This window comes from Acidovorax sp. GW823-FHT02H02 (assembly GCF_058797075.1).
The window spans coordinates 20,592-42,526 of sequence record NZ_JBXAJH010000005.1 but is presented as its reverse complement, the minus strand read 5'-3'; the positions used below and the strand labels follow the sequence as shown (position 1 = coordinate 42,526).

The following is a 21,935-nucleotide window of genomic DNA, read 5'->3' as shown; positions in this document are numbered from 1 at the left end:
CTACGATGGGTACCTGCATTTGACGATATCCACAGGAGACAAGCATGCAAAGACGAAAAATGGCCGCTGCGGTGGCGCTGGTGGCACTGCTGCCATGGAGCGCCATGGCGCAAAACGGCAACGGGGCCGACTGGCCGGCCAAGCCGGTGCGCCTTCTGGTGGGTTCCGCTCCCGGTGGCGGCACGGATGCCATGGCGCGTGCCGTGGCCGACCGCCTGGCGCCGCTGCTCAAGCAGCCCGTGGTGGTGGAAAACCGCCCCGGTGTTTCCAATACGCTGGCGGCCGACGTCACCGCCAAGTCCACCGATGGGCACACCATGGTCATGGGCGTGGTCACGGCCCATGCCATTGCGCCACACCTGCTCAAGCTGAACTACGACAACAACAAGGATCTGGTGCCCGTGGCCTTCGTGGGCTCCGTGCCCAACGTGCTGGTGGTGGGCAATGGCTTGCCCGTGCAATCGGTCAAGGAACTGGTGGCCCTGGCGAAGAAGGAGCCAGGCAGGATCAACTACTCCAGCAGCGGTACGGGAAGCACCCAGCACATCGCCGCCGAAATGTTCAAGGACGCGGCTGGTATCGACATCACGCATGTGCCCTACAAGGGCAGTTCGGCTGCGCTGGTCGATCTGGTGGGGGGGCAGGTGCAGATGAGCTTTGACACCATGCCATCGGTCATTGGGCAGATCAAGAACGGCAAGCTGCGCGCCTTGGCCGTCACCACACCACAGCGCAATGCGCAGCTGCCGGGCGTTCCCACCATGGCAGAGGCCGGCCTGTCTGGCGTGCAGGCGAGCGCCTGGTATGGCGTCTACATGCCATCCGCAACATCCAAGGCGGTGCAGCAGCGCGTACATGACGAGGTCAACAAGGTACTGGCCATGCCCGAGACACGGACGCGTCTGGAGGCCGTGGGCGCCGAGCTCGCACCCATGGCGCAGGCCGATTTCATCAGCTTCCACAACGCTGAGTACAAGCGCTTCGGCGACATCATCCGTAAGAACAACATCAAGATCGACTGAGATTCATGCCCGCGTCCACCCTTCCCGTCGTCGCCCTGACCCTGGGCGACCCTTCCGGCATCGGCGCCGAACTCATCGCGCGCCTGCTGGCCAAGCCAGAGGCCGCCCAGCAGGCCAATCTGGTGCTCATCGGCGATCCCTGGCTGTGGGAACAAGGCCAGCGCATCGCCGGCGTGCAGGTAGCGACCACCACGCTTGCCAACCTGGCTGCGGCACGGGCTCGTGCCGACTCGCAGCTGCCTGCCTTTGTGGCGGTCGACACCCTTGCCTCCTCCGATGTGGTGTGGGGCCAGGTTGGCGTGGCGGGCGGCCGCTCGGTGCTGCAGATACTCAACCAGTGCATGGATGCCGCCCTGGCTGGCGATATCGACGCGATCTGCTTTGCGCCCCTGAACAAGCAGGCCATGAAGATGGGTGGCCTGCGCCACGAGGACGAACTGCACCATTTTGCCGAATACCTGGGCGTGACCGGCTACTTCTGCGAGTTCAACACGCTGGGCAATCTGTGGACCTCGCGCATCTCGTCGCATGTGCCGCTCAGGGATGTGGCCAGCTACCTGAGCCAGGAGCGCATCGCGCAGGCGGCCGAGCTGATTTACAACGCCCTGCGCGCCAGTGGCATGGCAGCGCCGAAGGTGGCGATCGCCGGGTTCAACCCGCACAACGGCGACGGTGGCACCTGCGGGCGCGAGGAGATTGACACCATCGGCCCCGCCGTGGCCGCCCTGCAGGCGCGCGACTGGCCCAGTGAGGCACCGTTTCACGGCCCCTTCCCGGCCGACACCATCTTCTTGAAAGCTCAGGCCGGCGAGTACCAGGCCATCGTGACCATGTACCACGACCAAGGCCAGATCGCCATCAAGCTGCTGGGCTTCTCGCGTGGCGTCACCGTGCAGGGCGGTCTGCCGATTCCCATCACAACGCCCGCCCACGGCACGGCCTACGACATCGCAGGGCATGGCAAGGCGAACGTCGAGGCCACCTGGCAGGCTTTTCTGATTGCCTGCCGCATGGGTGCAGCCCACCACGGTGTGACCCCCGGACCCGCTGCGACTGCCGCCTGACGCCCGGGTGGCCCTGGCCGCCTTTTCTTTCTTTTTTAATCACCGAGGTCTGTATGAAGATCAAGTCCGTCCGCGCCCGCGTCTACGAATGGAAGGGCAAGACCGTTCCGCCGCAAGGCAATTTCTGCTCCAACGCCATGGACCTGGTCTATTCCAAGACCGAGTCCATGAGCACCTTCCGCTTCCACTCCTGGACGGTGGTGGAGATCGAGACCGACGACGGCATCGTCGGCCTGGGCAACGTGGCCCTGGCGCCGCGCATCGCCAAGGCCATCATCGACGAGTACCTCGCGCCCCTGGTCGTGGGCCAGGACCCGTGGGACTACGAGTACCTGTGGCAGCGCATGTACCGCGCCACCCACGCCTGGGGCCGCAAGGGCGTGACCATGGCCGCCATCTCGGCGGTGGACCTGGCCATCTGGGACATCCTGGGCAAGAGCGTGAACAAGCCGGTGTTCAAGCTCCTGGGCGGGCGCACCAAGGAGAAGATCCCCTGCTACTACAGCAAGCTCTACCGCACCGACCTCAAGGCCATGCAGGAGGAAGCGCAGAAGTTCAAGGACCAGGGCTTCAAGGCTTTCAAAATGCGCTTTGGCTACGGCCCGGCCCACCTGCAGGTGGGCGTGAAGGAAAACCTCAAGTCCGTCGAGGCCGTCCGCGAAGTGATTGGCTACGACAATGACCTGATGCTCGAGTGCTACATGGGCTGGAACCTGGAGTACGCCAAGCGCATGCTGCCCAAGCTGGAAAAATTCGAACCGCGCTGGCTGGAGGAACCGGTGATCGCCGACGACATCGACGGCTATGCCGAGCTGAACCGGCTCACCAGCATCCCGATCTCGGGTGGCGAGCACGAATTCAGTCTCTATGGCTTCAAGCAGCTGCTCGACAAGAAGGCCGTGAGCGTGGTGCAGTACGACACCAACCGCGTGGGTGGCATTACGGCCGCGCACAAGATCAACGCACTGTGCGAGGCCCACTCGGTGCCCGTGATTCCCCATGCCGGCCAGATGCACAACTACCACCTGACCATGAGCACGCTGGCCTCGCCCATGGCCGAGTACTTCCCGATCTTCGACGTGGAAGTCGGCAACGAACTGTTCTGGTACATCTTCGACGGCGAACCGATCGCCGACAACGGCTTTCTGCAGCTCGACGACCACAAGCCCGGCCTGGGCCTGACGCTCAAGGCCGAGTACCTCGACCAGTTCAACATCATTGAGTGAGGACTGCCATGCCCGGACTCTCCAATCCGCGCTACCGCGGCATCTTCCCGGTCGTGCCCACCACCTTCCACGAAGACGGCACGCTGGACCTGGCCAGCCAGAAGCGCTGCCTCGACTTCATGATCGACTCGGGCGTCGATGGCCTGTGCATCCTCGCCAACTTCTCCGAGCAGTTCCTCGTCTCCGACGAGGAACGCGAGATCCTCACGCGCACCTGCCTGGAGCATGTGGCGGGCCGCGTGCCGGTGATCGTGACCACCACGCATACCGCTACTCGCGTCTGCGCCGAGCGCAGCCGCCGCGCGCAGGACATGGGCGCGGCCATGGTCATGGTCATGCCGCCTTACCACGGCGCGACCTTCCGTTTTGGCGAGGCGCAGGTCCAAGCCTTCTATCAGGGCGTTTCCGATGCCATCACCATCCCCATCATGGTTCAGGACGCGCCGGCCGCAGGGACGCCGTTGTCTCCGGCCTTCCTGGCCCGCATGGCCCAGGAGATCGAGCAGGTCAGCTATTTCAAGATGGAAACTGCAGGTGCCGCGAACAAGCTGCGCGAGCTGATCGCGCTGGGCGGCGAGGCTATCGAAGGCCCCTGGGACGGCGAGGAAGCCATCACCCTGCTGGCCGACCTGGACGCCGGCGCCACCGGTGCCATGACCGGCGGCGGCTTTGCCGATGGCATCCGCCCCATCATCGAGGCGCACCGCAAGGGCGACAAGGACAAGGCCTTTGTCGAGTACCAGCGCTGGCTGCCGCTGATCAACCACGAGAACCGCCAGGCCGGCTTCCTGGCCGCCAAGGCGCTGATGCAGGAAGGCGGCGTGATTGCCTGCGAAGCGCCGCGGGCCCCCTGGCCGCCGCTGCACCTCGAGGTGCGCTGCCAGCTGATCGATATTGCCCGCCGCCTGGACCCGCTGGTGCTGCGCTGGGCGCGCTGAAAGAATGAACATGCCCACCTATGACAACCTGATTGGCGGCCAATGGGTCACTGGCACATGCACTACCTCCAACATCAACCCCAGCGACCTGTCCGATGTGATGGGCGAGTACGCACAGGGTGACGCCAGCGATGTGAACGCCGCCGTTGCCGCCGCTGTGGCGGCGTTTCCGGCCTGGAGCACCTCGGGCATCCAGGCACGACACGACGCGCTGGACAAGATCGCCAACGAGATCCTGGCACGCAAGGAAGAACTCGGTGACCTGCTGGCCCGCGAGGAAGGCAAGACCCGTCCCGAAGGCATTGGCGAGGTGGCGCGTGCCGGCCAGATCTTCAAGTTCTTTGCCGGCGAATGCCTGCGCCTGGCCGGCGAGACCCTGCCCTCTGTGCGCCCCGGCATTGGTGTGGAGATCACGCGCGAACCCATCGGGGTGGTCGGCCTGATCACGCCGTGGAATTTCCCCATCGCGATTCCGGCCTGGAAGATCGCCCCGGCCCTGGCCTTCGGCAACTGCGTGGTCCTGAAGCCCGCCGACCTGGTGCCTGGCAGCGCCTGGGCACTGGCCGAGATCATCCATCGCAGCGGCATTCCAGCAGGTGTGTTCAACCTGGTCATGGGGCGCGGCAGCGTCATTGGCAGCGCCCTGGTGCAGAACGCCGATGTGGCGGCCATCAGCTTCACCGGCTCGGTGGGCGTGGGCCGTGGCATTGCCGAGGCCTGCGTGAAGTCCGGCAAGAAGGTGCAGCTGGAGATGGGCGGCAAAAACCCGCAGGTGGTGCTGGACGATGCCGATTTGCAGCAGGCGGTGGAGCTGTCCGTGCAAAGCTGCTTTTATTCGACCGGTCAACGCTGCACGGCATCGAGCCGATTGATCGTGACCGACAGGATCTACCCGGCCTTCATAGCCGCCCTGCAGGAGCGCATGGCCCGCATCAAGGTGGGCGATGCGCGCGCCACCGGCACCGACATGGGCCCGGTGGTCAGCCAGGCGCAGCTGGAGCAGGACCTTTCATATGTGGAAATCGCCAGGCATGAAGGTGCCGTTGTGGCCGCCGGCGGCGACCGCGTGGCCTGCCACACGGACAGTGGCAAGGCGGGCTTCTTCATGGCCCCTACGCTGTTCGTGGACACGACCCCCGCCATGCGCATCAATCGCGAGGAAGTTTTCGGCCCCGTGGCCAGCGTGATCCGCGTGCGGGATTACGACGAAGCCTTGGCCGTGGCCAACGACACGCCGTTCGGCCTGTCGGCCGGCATTGCCACCACCAGCCTCAAGCACGCCACGCATTTCAAACGCCATGCACAGGCGGGCATGGTGATGGTCAATCTGCCCACGGCCGGCGTGGACTACCACGTGCCCTTTGGGGGCCGCAAGGGCAGCAGCTATGGCCCGCGCGAGCAGGGCCGCCATGCGCAGGAGTTCTATACCAGCGTGAAGACGGCGTACACCTTGGCCTGAGCGTAGGTGGCGCGGCTGTTGCAATCGGAGGCGGTTTTCAGGGTCTGCGAAATGCTGTTTTCTGGCGCGCCCAGTACCCCGAGCTGAACTGGTCCAGCCGCACCGTGCCGCCCGTGGATGGAGCGTGCACGAAACGCCCTTCTCCCACATAGATGCCGGCATGTGTGGGGGCAGGGCCTGCGCCAAACACCACCAGGTCGCCGCTGCGCAGATCGCCGTTGGCAATTGGCTGGCCCCAGCCATTGAGCTGCGCCACCGTGCGCGGCGGCGCGGTGCCCACGCGGTGGCGGTACACGTAGCCAATGAGACCGCTGCAGTCAAAACCTGCATCGGGCGTGTTGCCGCCATAGCGGTAGGGCGTGCCCACCAGGCCCAGCGCGTGGATGGCGATGTCGTGCGCCTGGTCATCCGACAGCTGCGACGCTGCGCTGCGCAGCAGTGCCGATGATGAAGACGACGGAGCCGTGCTGCAGCCGACCAGCAGCAGGGCACAGGCCAGTGCTAGGCCCTGCAGGGCCTGCCGTCTGGTGTGGTTATGCATGGAAAAAATCGGCATAAAAAGGGCCTTGACCGCTGGACGGAAAAGCACTGGAGGCTATTGAACAAGTAGCATCTTATGGTTTCAACCGGGCGGGTGTGAAGCACAGGCCCACGCCCACCGCAATCAGGATCAGCACGATGGCTGCGATATTGCCGGGCATGGAAGAACTCCTCAGGGTGGGAGGTGGTGGTCCGCAGGCTGCTTACCGCCCCAGGGGCGAAACGCCGATCAGCAGTGCATGGGCCCAGAAAGCAAAACCCGCCCAGGCCACTGCACCCACCAGCAGCGTGGCGCCCGTGCCCGCAGCGGTGCCGGGGGCAACCACCGTGCCCTGCGCCCGGTCGCGCTGGCGCGCCGCGCGAAAGTCGAAAACCGCCCACAGCAAAAAGCTGCCAAACAGCAGCACGTCGGCCAGGTTGCCGTTGGACAGGAGATGCGCCAGCGCCCACACCTTCACGCCCAGCACCATGGGGTGGTGCAGCCGGGCCTTGAGGGCATTGCGCGGTACATAGGCGGCGGCCAGCAGGATGAAGGCGATGAGCGTGAGCAGCGACGCGGCGTGGCGCATGCCGATCGGCGGCACCCACAGCACCACGGTCTGCTGCCGCGCCAGGCCATAGCCCCAGACGATGAGCGCCAGGCCCAGGGCGGACACCAGCGAGTACAGACCTTTCCACGGCAGCTCGCCCATGCGCGCCAGCGTCTGCGTGCGCCAGCCATCGGCCACGATGCGCACCGAGTGCACGCCCAGGAACAGCACCAATCCGAGAACCAGGTACGGCATATGCGGCCTTTCTGCGGAAGAAGTGGCGCGATTATGAACAAGCAGGGTGACGAAGCCTATTTTGAGATAAACAAGGCCCGTGGTGCCCGATGGATAAGCGCCAACAGCTATCGAAAACAGAGTAACCCTGCGATGCGGGTGTTCAGCCCCCGGCGCCGTGCTGCGCCAGCAGCTTGCCCACCGCGGGCCGGGCGCAGCGCTGCAGCGCCATCAGCAGCGCATGGCCGGGCTCTGGCACGCCCCAGCGCGTGCGCAGGTCGTGCTGCATGCGTGCCAGCAGCGCGGCGGCCATCTCGGCATCGGCCAGCGCCCGGTGCGCCTGGCCCGTGCGCGGCAGGCCGTGATAGTCCACCAGCGTGCCCAGCTTGTGGCTGGGCGCCTGCGGGTACAGGCGCCGCGACAGCAGCACCGTGCACGCAAACGGCTGCGGGGCGGGCAGCCCGGCCAGGGCCAGCTCGGCTTGCCAGAACTTGCTGTCGAACGCCGCGTTGTGCGCCACCATGGGCGCATCGCCCACAAAGCGGGCGGCGTCCTGCATCACCCCGGCTGCAGCGGGCGCAGCAGCCACCATGGCATTGGTGATGCCGGTCAGCTGGGTGATGAATGGCGGAATCCATGCGACGGTTTTCATCAGGCTCTGGAACCGGTCCACCACCTGCCCGTTCTCCAGCAGCACGATGGCCACCTCGGTGGCGCGTGCGCCCTGGCCGGGCGAGATGCCGGTGGTTTCAAAGTCGATGACGGCGATGGGGGGCATGGAAGAACGGAGGATGTGCAAACAACGGGGCAGCGCAGGGGGCCGGAAGGATTGTGCCGCCGCGCGTGGCAAGGTGCTGCGGGCCCGGGCCTTCAGGGCTTGCGCTTGTTCCATATGACCAGGGCGATCCCGCCCAGGATGGCCACCGAGGCCAGCACGAGCCGCAGCGTTGCGGCTTCATCCAGCAGCAGCACGGCACCGAACGCCGCCAGCACGGGGACGCTCAGCTGCACCGTGGCGGCCTGGGTGGCGCGCAGCCCCGGAAGGGCCGTGTACCACAGCGCATAGCCCATGCCCGAGGCCAGCGCGCCCGATGCGGCGGCATAGCCCAGGCCTGCGCTGCTCCAGGCGGCGTGCTCCCATGCCACGGCGCTCAAAAGCAGCGCCATGGGCGCCGCGCGCAAGAAGTTGCCTGCGGTGATCTCGATGGGGTTGCCCCCGCCCCGGCCGCGCAGCGAGTAGATGCCCCAGGCCGCCCCCGCCGCCAGCATCAGCGCGGCACCGGCCATCGGGGGCGCCGACATGCCAGGCATGAGCAGGCCCGCCAGGCCGCCGAAGGCCAGCCCCATGCCCCCCAGCTGCGCAGGTGCCAGGCGTTCGCCTTTCAGCCAGGCATGGCCGATCATCGTCGCCTGCACGGCGCCAAACAGCAGCAGCGCACCGGTGGCGGCCGGCAGGCTCAGGTAGGCATAGGAAAAACCTGCGGCATACACAAACAGCGCCACGGCAGAAAGCCAGTTGCCGGCCCGCCAGGCCTGCTGTTGGCGCAGCGCCACCAGCAGCCACAGCGCGACGGCCCCTGCGACCAGGCGGACCGTGGTGAAGGTGGCCGCGTCGATCGGCGTGTGTTGCAGCGCCGCGCGGCACAGCAAGGAGTTGCCCGCAAAGGCGAGCATGGCCAGCACGGTCAGGGCGGCGAGGCGCGTGGGGGACATGGTGTCTGTTCACCTGGGGTGAGCGCACGAAGACCCATCATCGCGCATGCCCCCCGTTCTGTCGATGCCGGCGCGCTGCGGCACCGGATGTATTCACGCCTGCTCAGGCCTTCTTCAAGAACTCCGACTTGAGCAGCATGCTGCCCAGATCGGTCTTGCAGTCCACGTTGTGGCCGTCGGCGCCATCGACCAGGCGGATGCTCTTGATCTTGGTGCCCTTTTTCAGCGTGGACGACGAGCCCTTGACCTTGAGGTCTTTCACCAGGATCACGGCGTCGCCATCGGCCAGGGGGTTGCCATTCGCGTCGCGCACCACGCCGTCGCCCGCATCGGCGGCATCCGCGTCGGTGGTGTCTGCCACCTGGGGCCATTCAAACGCGCAGTCGGGGCACACGTAGTTGCTGCCGTCGGGGTAGGTGTTCTCCTGGCCACATTGGGGGCAGGCAGGCACGGTGTGGGGCATGGGGTTCTTTCTGGTTATCGTGGTGAAAAAGGCTGGCGACTTTACAGCGGCTACAGCGGTGCGCGTTGTTCCAGCGCAAACGGCGGCAAGCCCTTGAGCAGGCGCTGGCCGTAGCTGGTGCGCACCAGGCGCTTGTCGTAGCAATACACATGCGCCTGGTCGTCTTCGGTGCGGATGGCGCGGCCCACCCATTGCGCCAGACGGATGGCGGTGGCGGGCACCACCAGCTCGCTGAACGGGTCGCGCCCCACGGCACGCAGCCACTCGGCGCGGGCCTCGCCCACGGGGTCGTCGGGCGGAGCAAAGGGCAGCTTGGTGATGAACACCGATTCGCACAGCCGCCCGGGCAAGTCCAGCCCCTCGCCAAACGACTGCATGCCGAAGATGACCGAGGGCTCGCCGTTTTCCACGCGCTCGCGGTGGCGCTTGAGCAGCTGTGTGCGCGGCAGCGCGTTCTGCACCAGCACCACGCTGCGCATGGCAGTCGGCAGCGCATCCACGGCCTGGCGCATTTGCTCGCGCGATGTGAACAGCACCAGCGCGCCGTATTCCACGCGCGCAATGTCGTGCAGCAGCGCATCGACCATCTCGCCGGTGAACTGCGCGGCGTTCTTGGGGTCGGCGCGCGTTTCGGCGGCAATCAGCGTGCCCTGCGCGGCGTAGTTGAAGGGGCTGGGCACTTCGAGCGTGGTGGCCGCCTCGTCGCCGTGCAGGCCCGCCTCGCGCAGGAAGAAATCGAAGTTGCCGCAGCTGGTGAGCGTGGCCGATGTCAGCACTGCACAGCGCACAGCGCTCCACAGGTGGTTGCGCAGCGTGGTGCCGGGCAGGATGGGGCTGGCATGGGCCTTGACGACGATGAAGTCACCATCCACTTCCAGCGTGAACCACTTGGCGGCGGGCACGAAGCTGCGGTCGGCGCCCTCGGGCGCGTCCTGCAGCAGCAACTGGGCCGTGGCGTGCAGCTCTTCGAGGCGCGGCGCCAGCATGCCGATCTGCGCGTACAGCGTGGACAGGCGCCTGGCCTCGTCGGGCTTGTCGCGCATCTCGGCGCGCAGGGCCTTGCTGATGGCGCGCAGGGCTTCCAGAAAGCCATCGGCACTGGCGGCCAGCAGGCCCAGCGGGGCAATGAGCGGCTCGGGCAGCTCGCCGCGCGGCACGCGCACGCGGGCCGGGCCCCAGGTGTCCTTCTGGCTCTTGAGGTTGTCGCCATACACATCCATCACGATGCGCGCCAGGTCCTGCAGCGTCTGCCGCAGCTGGGCCGCGTGCTTGGGGATGTCGGCAATTTCCTCCACCTCCAGCAGCGCGCCAATGCGCAGGCCCCGGCTCGACAGCCGCTCGATCCAGGTGATGCGCGACAGGTCCATGCTGCACGCAAACTGGTCGAGCGCCGTGGCGGGCAGGTGGTGGGCTTCGTCCAGCACCAGGAGGCAGTTGTCCAGCTCGGGCAGCACGCGCGCGCCCAGCGACGACAGCAGCAAATCATGGTTGGCCACGATCACCTGCGCGCCCACCAGCTCCTTGCGCTTGTCGTAATAGGTGCACTGGCTGAAGGCCGGGCAGTGCTTGCCGGTGCACGATGCGCCCTCGGCCGCCACGGGGCTCCACACCTCGGGCTCGGGCGGTGTATCCAGGCTGTCGCGGTCGCCATCCCAGGCGCCCTTGGCCAGGGTTTGCGCCATGGTCGAATAGAACTGCATGCGCGCCTCGGTCTCCTGGTGGGAGCGCCTGGGGCGCGCGGTGGCGGCCTCTTCGGGGAAAAGGTCGTCATCGTCCTCGCCGTGTGCCTCGCCCGTGCCTGCCAGGCGGTCGAGCTTGAGCTTGCACACATAGCGCCCACGCCCCTTGGCCAGCGCAAATTTGAAGGGCTGGGGCATCAGCGCCGCCAGCGCGGGCAGGTCCTTGTGGACCAGTTGCTCCTGCAGCGCCACCGTGGCGGTGGAAATCAGCACCCGCGTGCCCCGCGCCAGCGCCAGCGCAATGGCGGGCGCGCAATACGCCAGCGACTTGCCCACGCCCGTGCCCGCCTGGATCACGGCGATGGCGCGCGTGGGCGCGGCTTCGCCACTTTCTTCATCCACCTTGCCCAGCGTGGCGCTGCTGAAGGTGCGCGCCACCTGCGCGGCCATCAGCCGCTGGCCCGCGCGGCTGCGGAAACCCTCGGTGGCCTGCACCACCGCATCGAAAGATTCAAGGGCCTGCGCGGCCCATTCTGGTGAGGACATTGGATATAAAAATGCGCTTTAGAGCCTGATATATAAGCGCTATAAGCTATCTATTATGTAGCATTTTTAGGTGGATAGATGGGTAATACTGGTTATTTATACAGTAATATCCGAAGAACGATGCTGGAGCGCCCATGACAACCCTGCCTGCAGAATTTGATGCTCAGTCCATCCGCCGCGTGTACGACGAGAGCACGGAAACCTGGTGGTTTTCCGTGATCGATGTGGTTCAGGTGCTGACGGACAGCGAGAACGCCCGCGACTACTGGTTCAAGATGAAGCTGCGGGTCAAGTCAGAAGACGGGGCTGAACTGTCGACATTTTGTCGACAGTTGAAATTACCGGCTGCAGACGGCAAGCAGCGGTTGACCGATGTGGCCACCGCAGAAAGCTTGCTGCGTATTGTCCAATCCATCCCTAGCCCCAAGGCCGAGCCCATCAAGCTCTGGCTGGCTAAAGTGGGCTACGAGCGCATGCAGGAGATGGCCGACCCTGCCCTCTCGCTAGCCCGCGCACGCCAGACCTGGCAGCAGCACGGCCGCAGCGACAAGTGGATTCAGCAGCGCATGACGGGCCAGGAAACCCGCAACAAGCTTACCGACTATTGGAGCGAGCACGACATCAAGGCGGGCAGCGAATTTGCCATCCTCACCAACATCATTCACCAAGAATGGTCGGGCCTGAGTGCGGCGCAGCACAAGGAAAAGAAGGGGCTGACCAGCCACAACCTGCGCGACCATATGAGTGAGGCCGAGCTGATCTTTACCGCCCTGGCCGAGCTATCGACCCGCCAGATTGCCGAGAGCGTGCAGGCCACCGGCATTGCCGAAAACAAGACCACCGCCCAAAGCGGTGGCCGCATTGCGCGCCAGGCCCGCCAGCAGCTCGAGAGCCAGACGCGCCAGTCGGTCGTGACAGGCGCCAACTACCTGCCACCGCCACCGCCCAAGATGCCGAAATTTGCCCCGAGCACGAAGATACCTGCACCAACGGCACCGACGTCGGCGAAGGCGAAGCCCGCCAGAGCCAAGAAGGCATAGCGATCCGCCCCCAGCAATGGCGGGCGCGGACTGAAACAGCGCTTCGTGGCAGCTATGGTGCGGAGGTGTGCGTGACCACACGGTTGCCACTGGAGGAATCAGCCGTCGCAGCTATCCTCGCCATCATGCCGCGCGGCGCCCATACGCACAAAAGCCCGGCTTGGGGCTCTTCTTTTGCGGGTGCAGCCGGCAGGTGTCGGGCCGCTGCTCGTACACCGTGCAGCGCCGCGTGGTGGCGTCAAGAAAATGGCAGTCCCCACTGGCCCGCCGCGCCATCGTGAACACCACGTTCTTGTGGTTGAAGTGGTCAATCAGCCGCGCCTTTTGCAGCCGCTTGGCAATGTGCCGGGGCTCTTCGTGCTCGGCCTCGAACGCATCCACCAGCCCCAGCCGCACCAGGTCCGACAGCTGCACCTCCAGAGGCATCGTGCAGCAGTTGGCCGCGCAGGTGTCGCACAGGCCTGCGCGGTAGCGGGTCCAGGTGTCCAGGCGGTCAACGTTGACGATGGAGATGGGGGATTTCATGGCAGCCAATGGTGGATCGAAATGCAGCGTGTGGGTTGCGCGATTGTGATGGGATCTGCGACAAACCGCGAGTGCGACGCCGACACGGAGACGCTGGCTGGCGTTGACTGAATCCCGCATACTGGCGCTTCCACAATCGCAGGAGCTGCCATGAATGCTCTCTTCCAAGCCATTGCAGACCCCGGCAACGCTTTGTTTGGGGATCTCGAAAGCATCTACCAGGACCTGCACCAGCACCCCGAGCTGTCGATGCAGGAGGTGCGCACCGCCCAGGTGGCGGCGGACTACATCGAGGCGCTGGGTTTTGAGGTGACCCGCAAGGTCGGCATCACCGGCGTGGTGGGGGTGCTGCGCAACGGCGAAGGCGCCACGGTGATGCTGCGCGCCGACATGGACGCGCTGCCCATGGCCGAAAACACCGGCCTGCCGTACGCCAGCACCGTGCGCGCCAAGGATGAAGACGGCGTGGAAGTGGGCGTGGCCCACAGTTGCGGGCACGACATGCATGTCACCTGGCTGATGGGGGCCGCACGCGTGCTGGCCGAGCACCGCGATGCCTGGAAGGGCACACTCATGGTGGTGTTCCAGCCGGGCGAAGAAGTGGGCAGCGGCGCGCGCAGCATGGTGGACGACTGGGGCACGGACCGCTTTCCCAAGCCCGACATCATCTTGGGCCAGCATGTCATGGTGGGGGCTGCGGGCACCGTGAGCTACCGGCCGGGGGTCATTCTGTCCGCAGGCGACAGCCTGAAAATCCGGCTGTTCGGGCGCGGCTCGCACGGCTCGCAGCCGCAGACGTCGATTGATCCGGTCATCATGGCCGCCGCCACCACGATGCGCCTGCAGACCATCGTCTCGCGCGAGATATCGCCGCTGGACAGCGCCGTGCTCACCATCGGCTCACTGCAGGCCGGCACCAAAGAGAACATCATCCCCGACGAAGCCACCATCAAGCTCAATGTGCGCACCTACGACGAAGACGTGCGCGAGTACATGCTCAAGTCGATCCGGCGCATCTGCTGCGCCGAGTGCGATGCCTCCGGCACCGAGCGGCCGCCCGAGTTCACCACCCTCAGCCAGTACCCCCTGACCGAGAACGACGCCGCTGCCACGCAGCGCGTGGCCGATGCCTTCAAGGCCCAGTTTGGCGACAACGCCCTGCAGGCCGCACCGGCCTCGGCCAGCGAAGACTTCAGCGTGTTCGGCCGGTCCTGGAACGTGCCTTACGTCTTCTGGTTCGTCGGCGGCACCGATGCCGCCGTGTTTGCACAGGCCAAGGCGGACAAGCAGGTCAACAAGATCCCCAGCAACCATTCACCCCAATTTGCTCCGGTGATACACCCCACCCTGGAAACCGGGCTGCAGGCCATGCTGAGCGCTGCCTTCGCCTGGCTGTGCCCTGCGCCCAAGGCATGACGGAGCGCGAAATCCTGGTCCTGATGGACCTGTGCGGCACCTTCGCCTTTGCCGTCAGCGGGGCGGTGGCCGCCGGGCAACGGCGGCTCGACCTGTTCGGTGTTCTGGTCATCAGCCACCTGACCGCCTGCGGCGGCGGGTTCATCCGGGACCTGAGTCTCGGGTCGCTGCCGCCGGTGGCCATTTCCGACTGGCGCTATCTGGCCGCATCGGCGCTGGCTGCCGCCCTGGCCATCTGGGCGCGCCCGCTCATCGACCGCCTGCAGCGCCCCATCGTTTTCTTCGACTCGTTGGGGCTGGGTTTCTTCGCCGTCACGGGCGCGCAAAAGGCGCTGGCGATGGACCACAACCCCGAGGTCGCCATTGTTTTGGGCGTGGTGACCGCCGTGGGCGGCGGCGTGGCCCGCGACGTGCTGCTCAACCGCGTGCCCGTCATCCTGGGCAAGGAAATCTATGCGGTGGCGGCGCTGGTCGGGGCGTCCATCCAGGTGCTGGGGCAACTCATGGATTGGAAGTTCGCCATTACCCCCTGGTTCGGGGCCCTGATTTGCCTGGCCATCCGCCTTCTGGCGTTGCGCTATTCGTGGAGCCTGCCCATCGTGGGGCGGCGTGGGGACACGCGGTAGCGGCCCGCCATGGTGAGCGTGGGCGGCGCCTCGCGCAGGCGGTTGCCAGCCCCTGTACAGAGCTATGGCGGGGAACGGCGGTGTTGCTCAGGGTGAAGCAAGCCATTGGGTGATGGCCTGGGCCACCAGGGGCGCAGGCAGAAACTCCTGTTCCAGCCGCCCCTGGGGCAAAACCCGCAGTTGCGCGTCGAGCGCAATTTCCTCGGGCAACAAGCCGGTTGATGCAAGAGCATGCACGGGCTCCGCCACGGCCAGGTCCGCATGTGCATGGAAGGTGGCGCTGTCCATCAACAGGGCAGTGAGCTGCGGCAGGTGGCTGCGCGCCATGGCCAGCATGCGCAAACCCCAAGTGTCCAGGTCGCCCCAGTAAGCCACGCGGCGATCACGCATCCACGGTGCGGCGAGCCAATCGAGGTGGAGCCCCGCACCGAGGATGGCGACGGTCTCTGGCAGCGGCTGGGGCAACTGGTGCAGGCAGCGCTCGTTCTCCACCAACAGGATCTGGCGGCCGAGCAATGGTGTGGTCATCAGCTCACTGGCCGACACGCGCTGGCGTGCAAAGGGAAGCAGACCGGGCGCCAGCGGCGCGATGAGCAGCCAGTGGTCGCCCTCGGGCAGCGCGCCCAGAAAGTCGGCCAGGCCCTGGCGGCTGGCCTCGCCGTCAAAGCGCTCGTCGAGCAGTGCGGTGACCAGGCCGGCGTGGCGTTCGAAGAACTTGCTGTCATTGCCTGCCACGGCCAGCGCGCGCAGCGGTTTGCCCTGCGCACAGCCGGGGGCAAGGTGCAGCGCGATCTGCGCGGCGGCGATGGCGGCGTCGGCCGGTGTCTCGCGCCACTGCGCCAGGCGGCGTACCAGCAGGCGCTGAAAGCCGGGCGGTGCGACCCCCGCGATGATGGCCCGCAGGCGGGCGTAGTCGGTCTGGATCTGCGCATGGTCTGGGGCCTTGAAGTGGCCGATGGCAGCCATGCACTCCGACGGCCTGGCCAGCTGCCAGTGCGTGGGCACGGCGATGGCGTCGCTGCTGCCGCGGTAGCGCTTGTCCTGCCATTGCACCTGGCCCAGGCCCAGCTGCTGTACGCCGCGCCACTGCTGTAAATGCTGGCGCAGCGCGGCGGCATCATCCAAAAACACGGCAGCGCCGGGCGGGCCGATGGTCAGCACCAGCGGCCAGGCGTCCGGGCCACCCAGCAACTGGTGCTCGCGCCAGTCGGCGCTGTGCCATTGCTGGGCCAGCCGCGCGGCCAGTTCCTGGGGCGATTTCATGGGGGCGATGAAGCGCCGAACATATCGCTCGCATCGCTTGAAGCGGGCGCGTCCCCCGCCAATGCACCCGTGGAACTGGCTTTGCCAGGCCACTGGGTACGTCCCCCTCCCGCAGGCGAGGGGGAAGGCGCCGAAAGCGACACAGGGGGTGCTTTTCTGAATGCGTCGATCTCTTCCCAGCGCAGCGATGCCAGCGTGGCCTGCGCGCCGCGCCGGTGCACCACGACGGCGCTGCGCGTGTGGTTGCGCAGCAGGCGCACCTCCTTGTTGGGCGTGACAAACAGGGCGTGCAGGCCAAACTCGCGCAGCGCCTGAATGATGCGCGCCGCCACGGCCTGCGAGCTTTTGGAGAAGGCCTCGTCCAGCACGATGGTGCCAAACACTGGGCGGCTGGCGCCGTCGGGGCACAGCGCGTAGCTGAGCGACGCGGTCAGCACGTAGCTGGCGATGATCTCCTTCTCGCCGCCGCTGCCGCCCTGCGAGCCGGTGCGCCGCTCCAGCATCTGGCCGCTGGCGCGGTCCAGCACCAGCACGGCAAATTGCAGCCGGTAGCGCGCGTCCAGCAGCGCCTGCGCGGCCTTGCTGCGGCGGTTGCCGGCGTGGGTTTGCAGCATCTCGACGATGGCGCGCAGTGCCCTGTAGTGGCTGTGGCCGCCGTCATCGCGCAGGCGCTCGGTGCGCAGCTGTGCCTGGGCACGGGTCAGGTCTTGCAGGCTTTGGTGGATGACGGCGCGCGGCTCCAGCTGCAGGTAGCGGCCGGGCTGAAAGTCCACGCGCTGCAGTGTGGCGTTGAGCTGGGCGATGCGGTCCTCGATGTCGGCCACTTGGGCGGCGATGCCGTTGAGCAGTGTGTCCACGCCCTGCTGCGAGGTGTCGTTGAGGTACTCCTGAAACCGCGCCCGTTTTTGCGGCAGGGCTTCTTCTTCCAGCGTTTGCAGGCGTTGCAGGTAGTGGGGCAGTGCCTCCACCTCCTGTCCATGGTTGGCCAGCGCGCCCCGGTCTTCGCCCTTGGCTTTGCCCATCTGGCGCACGATGTCCTGGTGCAGCGTGGCGAGTTTTTTGCTGGTGTCGGCGGTTTTGGCTTGCACGGTAACCCCCGCATCGCGCTCTTGCGCCTCCAGGTTGTCGCCATCGAGCGTGGGCAGGCGGTGGCCGCTGCTGATTAACGTTGCGGCAAAGTCTTCGTCGATCGCTGGTGCGTTTGCGCTGCGCGTTTGATAAGCACCATGGCGCTTCTGTGCTGCGTCCAGCAAGGTTTCGTCTTGCGTTTGCGCCGCTTGCAGTTCGCGCAGTTGCCCCTCGGCAGTGCGGGTCTGGGACTGCGCGGCCTCCCAGCGCTGCTGGGCCTGTGCGGTGTCCGATTCCGGGCGGAGCAGCGCCTGCAGTTGCTGTTCTTTGTGCTGCAACTGCGCATCAGCGGCAGCGGTGTCCAGGTCTTCCCGGCGTAGCGCTTGCAGCGCAGCCCACAGTTGGCGCCGCTCTTGCGCCTGGCGTTGGATGGTCAGGATTTGGTTCTTTTTGGTCTCCAGGGCTTGATGGTCAATCGCAAGTAGCTGCTTTTGTTGTAGCAAATGTGCCAACCGGTCGCGGTTGTCAAACCCCGTCATCCAGTCTTGGTCCAGCCGCTTTTGGTCTTGTTTGTCGAAATGGCCAGATTGGCTGGACATCAGGCCCTGCGCCGTCATCGCGTGGGGTGTGCGCTCCAGGGTTTGCACGTCGGGCACGCAGTGTCGGTCCAGCCCGGACAGCAACTGGCGCAGCGTGTTCAGGTGCGCAGTGGGTGCCGTGGGTTTCAGGTTGAGCTTGCGCGCAAAGCCTTCGGTGAGGAATGGGGCGGGCGCGGCGTCACGCACTTCCAGCAGGCGCACATGCAGCCGGTTGTGCCGCTGGTTCACCCACTGCAGCGCAGCGCGCATCGCAACGTGGGGCACCAGAATGCGCAGCCGGTGGCTGCCCAGCGCACGCTCGATGGCGCCGCGCCAGGCTTGCTCGGTGTTGCGTACCTCGACCAGTTCAGCGATAAAGGGCAGATCGCTTTCCGGCAAGCCCAGGTGGTCGGCCAGATCGGTGCGAAAACTTTGATGCTCCACCGGCAGGTTGGAGTCGGGGCGCTGGCGCACCGCGTCGACTTCGGCCTGGGTGTCGTTCAGGCGCGTTTTGGCGTTGTGGGCCTGGGCGATGGCGTGTTCGGCGCTGGCCTGCAACGCGGCCTGGTGCGCATCGATCTGCTCCATCGCCGCTTGTGCGTTGGCCTGGTGGCTGCTCAGGTCGTCCACGGCTGCGTTGGGGTCCAGCCCCAGGTTGCGTGCCAGTGTCTGGTATTGCGCCAGCTGGTGCTGGATGCGTGCCAGCTCCTTGCGCGCCAGCTGGATGTTCTCTTGCAGCGTTTGGATGTCGGTACCACCCGCTTGCAGGTACAGGCCATGCAAGTCCTGCTCTTGCTGGCGTGCGGTGCTGGCGCGCTCTTGTGCTGCCTGCAATGCCTCGCCGCGTGCGGCGATGTGCGCATGCAACTGCGCCACGCGCTGGCCCCACCATTGCACGCCCTGCGCGGCAAACCAGTGCGGCAGGTGCTGCTGCAGTGCCTGCCAATGCGCCATTTGCCGGGCCTGCTGCTGCTCGCGCGTTGCCAGGTCGCGCAGCGGCAGCAGCGCGACATACTGCGCGTTGGCCAGCTCCAGATCAGCGTGGATGGAAGCCAGCTCGGCAAAGCCATCCACCAGCTTTTGCGCGTCTTCAAAGGCGGAATGGTCGTCCAGCACCAGCTCGCGAAATATCTCGTCGATGCTGTTGAGCTGCTTGAGCCCCGCGGCGCGATTGAGCAGCGTGAAGGCGTTGGCGCCCACCTCGAAAAAACTGTGCAGCTTGGCCAAATACGCCGTCTTGTTGTTGACGAACATGTGCAGGCCGTCGCTGTCCTTGGCCAGCCGCGCCAGCGCCTTGGCGCCGCCGCTGTGCTGCTCTTCCAGCCACAGGTCCAGGCCGTGGCCCGCGCCCTGCGCAAAGAACCAGCGCTTTTGCATGTCGCCCGCCGACTGGCTGCTGCCGTCAAACCATAGCAGCGCACCGAGCCAAACCGTATCAGCACCTTCGCCAGCAGCCGCACCACCACGCACCAGTCGCGCCGCGATGCCCGTGGCGCAGGCGCCCTGGCGCGCAATGTGGTCGCCGCTGTCGTTGCCCTGGCCGCTGGCGCCGCGCACGTAGCTGACCAGGTCGCGGTCGCTTTCGTGCCCGCCGGTCGATGCCAGGTTGTAGCGCGGGGTGGCGCACAGCACCGTCATCAGCGCATCGACCAGCGTGGTCTTGCCGCTGCCGGTGGGGCCAATGATGGCGCTGTTGCCCGGGTCGATGGTCACCTGGTGGCGCCCGGCAAAGGCGCCCCAGTTGTACAGGTGCAGCTCTTGCAGGATGTAGGGGGCGTCGGCGCTCATGGGGTGGCCCCGCCCGCGTCGCGCAGGCGCAGCAGCAGCGCCTGCAGGTTCTCGGGGTTGAGCAGGTGCACGATCATCGGGCGCACGGTGATGCAGTCCTGCGCATCCACCTCGGACACCATGCCGTGGCCGCGCAGGTTTTCCAGCAGCTGGCCCAGGCGCTTGCGCTCTTGCATATCGCTGCCCGTGCTGCCCAGGTAGGTTTCGAGCTGCGGCAGCAGGCTGTCCACGGTGAGGCGCACCCGCGTGCCAGTGCCGCTTTCCTGCTCGCGCTGCAAAAACTCGCGCCGCAAGATCGCCAGCAGCAGCGACTGCTCCAGTGTCAGGCGCTGGCGGCGCATCAACGGGTGCGTCCAGTCGTCTTGCTCGCTTTCGTCGGAGTCTTCGTTTTCATAGCCGGGAACCACGGCCAGAAACGCCAGGCCGCGAACGTCGTCCACTACCACGCGCAAATCCAGCGGCTCCAGCAGCGCATCGAGCTGCGCCGTCTGCCCGGCAATCAGACCAAACAGTTGCGGCTTGGTGGCAGATTCCAGCCAACCCTGCGCCAGCAAAACCTGCAACGTCTTGCGCACGCTGGGGGCAGTTCTTTGGGTAAAATCGGCCTCTGGCGCTTTATTTACCTGCGCTATCTGCTCTTCTTTTTGAAGCGTCTGTGAATGCGGCTGCTGCGTGATCTGCGCCGCGATGCGGTCAAAAATATCCTGCTCCTGCGCCATCACAGCTCCCAGTTCATTTGCGCCAATTGCGCGCCATCGAGGGCCACGCGCGGCACGGTAAAGCGCCATTGCTGGCCGCCGTCCCGCGTGTCGATCTGCTCCTCGCCCGGCTCAAGCGCCACGCCCGCCTCGCGCGCCATGGCCAGCCACAGCGCCAGGGTTTCCAGGTCGTGCTCGCCGGGCGGCAGCGCAGCGGCCAGCTGGGCCAGCGTCATGGGCTGGCCGCTGGCCGCCAGCACCTGCAAGGTGTCATCCAGCAAGGCCTGGCGGTCCAGCCCTTCAAAGGCCTGCCAGAACTCGGCCTCCATCTGGCCCAGGTCGGCGTATTCGGTGGTCAGCAGCAGCGCCGTTTGCCCGCCGCCATCCAGCGACTTGGCACGCAGCCGCTCCACCAACGGAACACTGCCCAGCGCCACGCCTAGCGGCGGCAGCGGTGCGGTTTGGCGGCGCACGGCCTGGCGCTGCCAGTTCACGCGCAGGGCCTGCTCCAGCACCTCGTTGAGCAACTGGCCCACGCGCTGGTTCTCGGCCGCCTGGCCGGTCTTCATGAACTGGCTGACCTCGCGCTCGCTGCGTGCGCGCACGGCCTGCACCACCTTGGCCTCTTTGATGAGCTGCTGCACCAGCAGGCGCAGCGTGCTGTGCTGCAGGCCATCGAGTGCCGTGCCTGCCGCCGGATGTTCCAGAATCTGGCGAATGCGCTGGCGCATCTCGGTCAGCTCCGTCTGGTGGGACAGTTGCTGGTGGAAGCTGTCGAACACACGGCCCTCCTGCGTGTTGAGCAGGTTGGCGTGGCCGTCCAGCAGCTGGTCCATCACCGCGCCGCGGTGGTGGCGGGCACTGATGATGGCTTCGCGCAATGCACGGTCAGCATCGCGCCAGGAGTCTTCCACCCGCCGAAAGTCGGCCCGCAGGCTGGTGGCCAGCGCATACACCTCGCGAATGCCCTCGACGGCCTGCTCGGGCGTCAGGGTGGTGATGCGGCCCGCCTGCACATCATCAAGCTGCTGCTGCAACTCGGCCATGCGGCGCTGCAGGTGCTCGGTGCGGCTTTGCGGGTCGGGGTTGAGCGCGGCGGCCAGGTTGTCGATCTCGCGCTGCACCACGGCCAGGCGCGACGCGGTGGAGGTCATCATGCGCCCGTCGAGCTGCGCGATGAAACGCAGCGCGGTCTTGAGCGCGTCGGTCTCAAACACGCGGCCTTCGCGCTCCACCACCAGCCCGCGCCGAATCCAGTCGCGCACCTCGCGCCGGGCCTGGTTCAGGGTGTCGGCACTGTCGATCTCAAAATCTGGGTCGTTGGCGTGCGCCGCCAGCATGTCCGCCAGCGCCTGCACCGCTGCGTCAAACGCCACGCCATCGCGCTGGTGCTCGAACAGTGCATCCAGGCAGCTCAGCACCAGCGGCGCCCGCCGCGAGGCCAGCAGCAGCCACGCGGGGTGCTGCTGGCGGGTGGCGATGTATTTTTGCGTGCGCTGCTGGTTGAGGGTGGACATGG

At 66.3% G+C, this 21,935-nt stretch carries 19 protein-coding genes; 8 read left to right on the top strand and 11 right to left on the bottom strand.

Features of this window, described 5'->3' with window-relative positions:
- Positions 1-44 precede the first annotated feature (44 nt).
- The 5 genes from AC1RDS_RS07080 to AC1RDS_RS07060 are packed head-to-tail and all read left to right on the top strand — an operon-like array spanning position 45 to position 5,709.
- Positions 45-1,022: a Bug family tripartite tricarboxylate transporter substrate binding protein gene (locus AC1RDS_RS07080; protein WP_092697251.1), complete on the top strand. Its 978-nt coding sequence runs from the start codon at positions 45-47 to the stop codon at positions 1,020-1,022.
- A gap of 5 nt (positions 1,023-1,027) precedes the next feature.
- Positions 1,028-2,086, top strand: a complete 1,059-nt coding sequence (locus tag AC1RDS_RS07075) for a 4-hydroxythreonine-4-phosphate dehydrogenase PdxA (RefSeq protein ID WP_092697250.1) — start codon at positions 1,028-1,030, stop codon at positions 2,084-2,086.
- Positions 2,087-2,139: 53 nt separating this feature from the next.
- Complete coding sequence (locus AC1RDS_RS07070) at positions 2,140-3,312, top strand: L-rhamnonate dehydratase (RefSeq protein WP_092697249.1); 1,173 nt, start codon at positions 2,140-2,142, stop codon at positions 3,310-3,312.
- A gap of 8 nt (positions 3,313-3,320) precedes the next feature.
- A complete protein-coding gene (locus tag AC1RDS_RS07065; RefSeq protein ID WP_092697248.1) occupies positions 3,321-4,250 on the top strand; it encodes a dihydrodipicolinate synthase family protein in 930 nt (309 codons plus the stop codon).
- A 10-nt stretch (positions 4,251-4,260) separates the two neighbouring features.
- A complete protein-coding gene (locus AC1RDS_RS07060; protein ID WP_092697397.1) occupies positions 4,261-5,709 on the top strand; it encodes an aldehyde dehydrogenase family protein in 1,449 nt (482 codons plus the stop codon).
- Positions 5,710-5,746: 37 nt separating this feature from the next.
- Here AC1RDS_RS07060 and AC1RDS_RS07055 read toward each other — a convergent pair whose 3' ends face one another.
- From AC1RDS_RS07055 to dinG, 6 genes are all read right to left on the bottom strand, one after another.
- Entirely contained in the window at positions 5,747-6,250 is a 504-nt protein-coding gene (locus AC1RDS_RS07055) for a C40 family peptidase (RefSeq protein ID WP_348682771.1), read from the bottom strand.
- A gap of 202 nt (positions 6,251-6,452) precedes the next feature.
- Positions 6,453-7,034 (bottom strand): NnrU family protein, encoded by a 582-nt coding sequence (locus tag AC1RDS_RS07050; RefSeq protein WP_348682770.1) that lies wholly within the window; start codon positions 7,032-7,034, stop codon positions 6,453-6,455.
- A gap of 142 nt (positions 7,035-7,176) precedes the next feature.
- Positions 7,177-7,791 carry a 3'-5' exonuclease gene (locus tag AC1RDS_RS07045; protein ID WP_348682769.1) on the bottom strand — a complete coding sequence of 205 codons (615 nt, stop codon included), beginning with the start codon at positions 7,789-7,791 and terminating at the stop codon, positions 7,177-7,179.
- Between the two features lie 92 nt (positions 7,792-7,883).
- Positions 7,884-8,726 (bottom strand): DMT family transporter, encoded by an 843-nt coding sequence (locus AC1RDS_RS07040; protein WP_287879595.1) that lies wholly within the window; start codon positions 8,724-8,726, stop codon positions 7,884-7,886.
- A gap of 103 nt (positions 8,727-8,829) precedes the next feature.
- Positions 8,830-9,189 (bottom strand): zinc ribbon domain-containing protein YjdM, encoded by a 360-nt coding sequence (locus AC1RDS_RS07035; RefSeq protein WP_348682768.1) that lies wholly within the window; start codon positions 9,187-9,189, stop codon positions 8,830-8,832.
- A 50-nt stretch (positions 9,190-9,239) separates the two neighbouring features.
- Complete coding sequence (gene dinG, locus AC1RDS_RS07030) at positions 9,240-11,414, bottom strand: ATP-dependent DNA helicase DinG (protein WP_348682767.1); 2,175 nt, start codon at positions 11,412-11,414, stop codon at positions 9,240-9,242.
- A 134-nt stretch (positions 11,415-11,548) separates the two neighbouring features.
- Between dinG and AC1RDS_RS07025 the strand changes: the two genes are divergently transcribed.
- Entirely contained in the window at positions 11,549-12,454 is a 906-nt protein-coding gene (locus tag AC1RDS_RS07025; RefSeq protein WP_348682766.1) for a BRO-N domain-containing protein, read from the top strand.
- Between the two features lie 123 nt (positions 12,455-12,577).
- Here AC1RDS_RS07025 and AC1RDS_RS07020 read toward each other — a convergent pair whose 3' ends face one another.
- The gene (locus AC1RDS_RS07020) at positions 12,578-12,979 is read right to left on the bottom strand and encodes a YkgJ family cysteine cluster protein (RefSeq protein WP_287879663.1); all 402 of its coding nucleotides are present in this window, start codon (positions 12,977-12,979) and stop codon (positions 12,578-12,580) included.
- Between the two features lie 150 nt (positions 12,980-13,129).
- On the opposite strand from AC1RDS_RS07020, the gene AC1RDS_RS07015 reads away from it, so the two are divergent.
- Both AC1RDS_RS07015 and AC1RDS_RS07010 read left to right on the top strand, forming a co-directional pair.
- A complete protein-coding gene (locus AC1RDS_RS07015) occupies positions 13,130-14,395 on the top strand; it encodes a M20 family metallopeptidase (RefSeq protein ID WP_348682765.1) in 1,266 nt (421 codons plus the stop codon).
- Positions 14,392-15,021, top strand: a complete 630-nt coding sequence (locus tag AC1RDS_RS07010; protein WP_287879667.1) for a trimeric intracellular cation channel family protein — start codon at positions 14,392-14,394, stop codon at positions 15,019-15,021. The genes AC1RDS_RS07015 and AC1RDS_RS07010 overlap by 4 nt, the downstream gene beginning before the upstream one ends.
- A gap of 87 nt (positions 15,022-15,108) precedes the next feature.
- On the opposite strand, the gene AC1RDS_RS07005 is transcribed toward AC1RDS_RS07010, so the two are convergent.
- From AC1RDS_RS07005 to AC1RDS_RS06990, 4 genes are read right to left on the bottom strand one after another with little or no spacing between them, the layout of a single operon-like run.
- The gene (locus AC1RDS_RS07005) at positions 15,109-16,284 is read right to left on the bottom strand and encodes a Wadjet anti-phage system protein JetD domain-containing protein (protein ID WP_348682764.1); all 1,176 of its coding nucleotides are present in this window, start codon (positions 16,282-16,284) and stop codon (positions 15,109-15,111) included.
- Complete coding sequence (locus tag AC1RDS_RS07000) at positions 16,281-19,718, bottom strand: ATP-binding protein (protein ID WP_348682763.1); 3,438 nt, start codon at positions 19,716-19,718, stop codon at positions 16,281-16,283. The genes AC1RDS_RS07005 and AC1RDS_RS07000 overlap by 4 nt, the downstream gene beginning before the upstream one ends.
- A complete protein-coding gene (locus tag AC1RDS_RS06995; protein ID WP_287879673.1) occupies positions 19,715-20,437 on the bottom strand; it encodes a DUF4194 domain-containing protein in 723 nt (240 codons plus the stop codon). The genes AC1RDS_RS07000 and AC1RDS_RS06995 overlap by 4 nt, the downstream gene beginning before the upstream one ends.
- Positions 20,437-21,933: a DUF3375 domain-containing protein gene (locus AC1RDS_RS06990; RefSeq protein ID WP_287879675.1), complete on the bottom strand. Its 1,497-nt coding sequence runs from the start codon at positions 21,931-21,933 to the stop codon at positions 20,437-20,439. Before AC1RDS_RS06990 ends, AC1RDS_RS06995 begins: the two co-directional genes overlap by 1 nt.
- Positions 21,934-21,935 lie beyond the last annotated feature (2 nt).

Bases quoted from the DNA above. Each gene is read 5' to 3' on its own strand.
- AC1RDS_RS07035 (WP_348682768.1), bottom strand. From the start codon at position 9,189: ATGCCCCACACCGTGCCTGCCTGCCCCCAATGTGGCCAGGAGAACACC.
- AC1RDS_RS07070 (WP_092697249.1), top strand. From the start codon at position 2,140: ATGAAGATCAAGTCCGTCCGCGCCCGCGTCTACGAATGGAAGGGCAAG.
- AC1RDS_RS07000 (WP_348682763.1), bottom strand. From the start codon at position 19,718: ATGAGCGCCGACGCCCCCTACATCCTGCAAGAGCTGCACCTGTACAAC.
- AC1RDS_RS07025 (WP_348682766.1), top strand. From the start codon at position 11,549: ATGACAACCCTGCCTGCAGAATTTGATGCTCAGTCCATCCGCCGCGTG.
- AC1RDS_RS07050 (WP_348682770.1), bottom strand. From the start codon at position 7,034: ATGCCGTACCTGGTTCTCGGATTGGTGCTGTTCCTGGGCGTGCACTCG.
- AC1RDS_RS07010 (WP_287879667.1), top strand. From the start codon at position 14,392: ATGACGGAGCGCGAAATCCTGGTCCTGATGGACCTGTGCGGCACCTTC.
- dinG (WP_348682767.1), bottom strand. From the start codon at position 11,414: ATGTCCTCACCAGAATGGGCCGCGCAGGCCCTTGAATCTTTCGATGCG.
- AC1RDS_RS07040 (WP_287879595.1), bottom strand. From the start codon at position 8,726: ATGTCCCCCACGCGCCTCGCCGCCCTGACCGTGCTGGCCATGCTCGCC.
- AC1RDS_RS07045 (WP_348682769.1), bottom strand. From the start codon at position 7,791: ATGCCCCCCATCGCCGTCATCGACTTTGAAACCACCGGCATCTCGCCC.
- AC1RDS_RS06995 (WP_287879673.1), bottom strand. From the start codon at position 20,437: ATGGCGCAGGAGCAGGATATTTTTGACCGCATCGCGGCGCAGATCACG.
- AC1RDS_RS06990 (WP_287879675.1), bottom strand. From the start codon at position 21,933: ATGTCCACCCTCAACCAGCAGCGCACGCAAAAATACATCGCCACCCGC.
- AC1RDS_RS07065 (WP_092697248.1), top strand. From the start codon at position 3,321: ATGCCCGGACTCTCCAATCCGCGCTACCGCGGCATCTTCCCGGTCGTG.
- AC1RDS_RS07015 (WP_348682765.1), top strand. From the start codon at position 13,130: ATGAATGCTCTCTTCCAAGCCATTGCAGACCCCGGCAACGCTTTGTTT.
- AC1RDS_RS07005 (WP_348682764.1), bottom strand. From the start codon at position 16,284: ATGAAATCGCCCCAGGAACTGGCCGCGCGGCTGGCCCAGCAATGGCAC.
- AC1RDS_RS07020 (WP_287879663.1), bottom strand. From the start codon at position 12,979: ATGAAATCCCCCATCTCCATCGTCAACGTTGACCGCCTGGACACCTGG.
- AC1RDS_RS07080 (WP_092697251.1), top strand. From the start codon at position 45: ATGCAAAGACGAAAAATGGCCGCTGCGGTGGCGCTGGTGGCACTGCTG.
- AC1RDS_RS07075 (WP_092697250.1), top strand. From the start codon at position 1,028: ATGCCCGCGTCCACCCTTCCCGTCGTCGCCCTGACCCTGGGCGACCCT.
- AC1RDS_RS07055 (WP_348682771.1), bottom strand. From the start codon at position 6,250: ATGCATAACCACACCAGACGGCAGGCCCTGCAGGGCCTAGCACTGGCC.
- AC1RDS_RS07060 (WP_092697397.1), top strand. From the start codon at position 4,261: ATGCCCACCTATGACAACCTGATTGGCGGCCAATGGGTCACTGGCACA.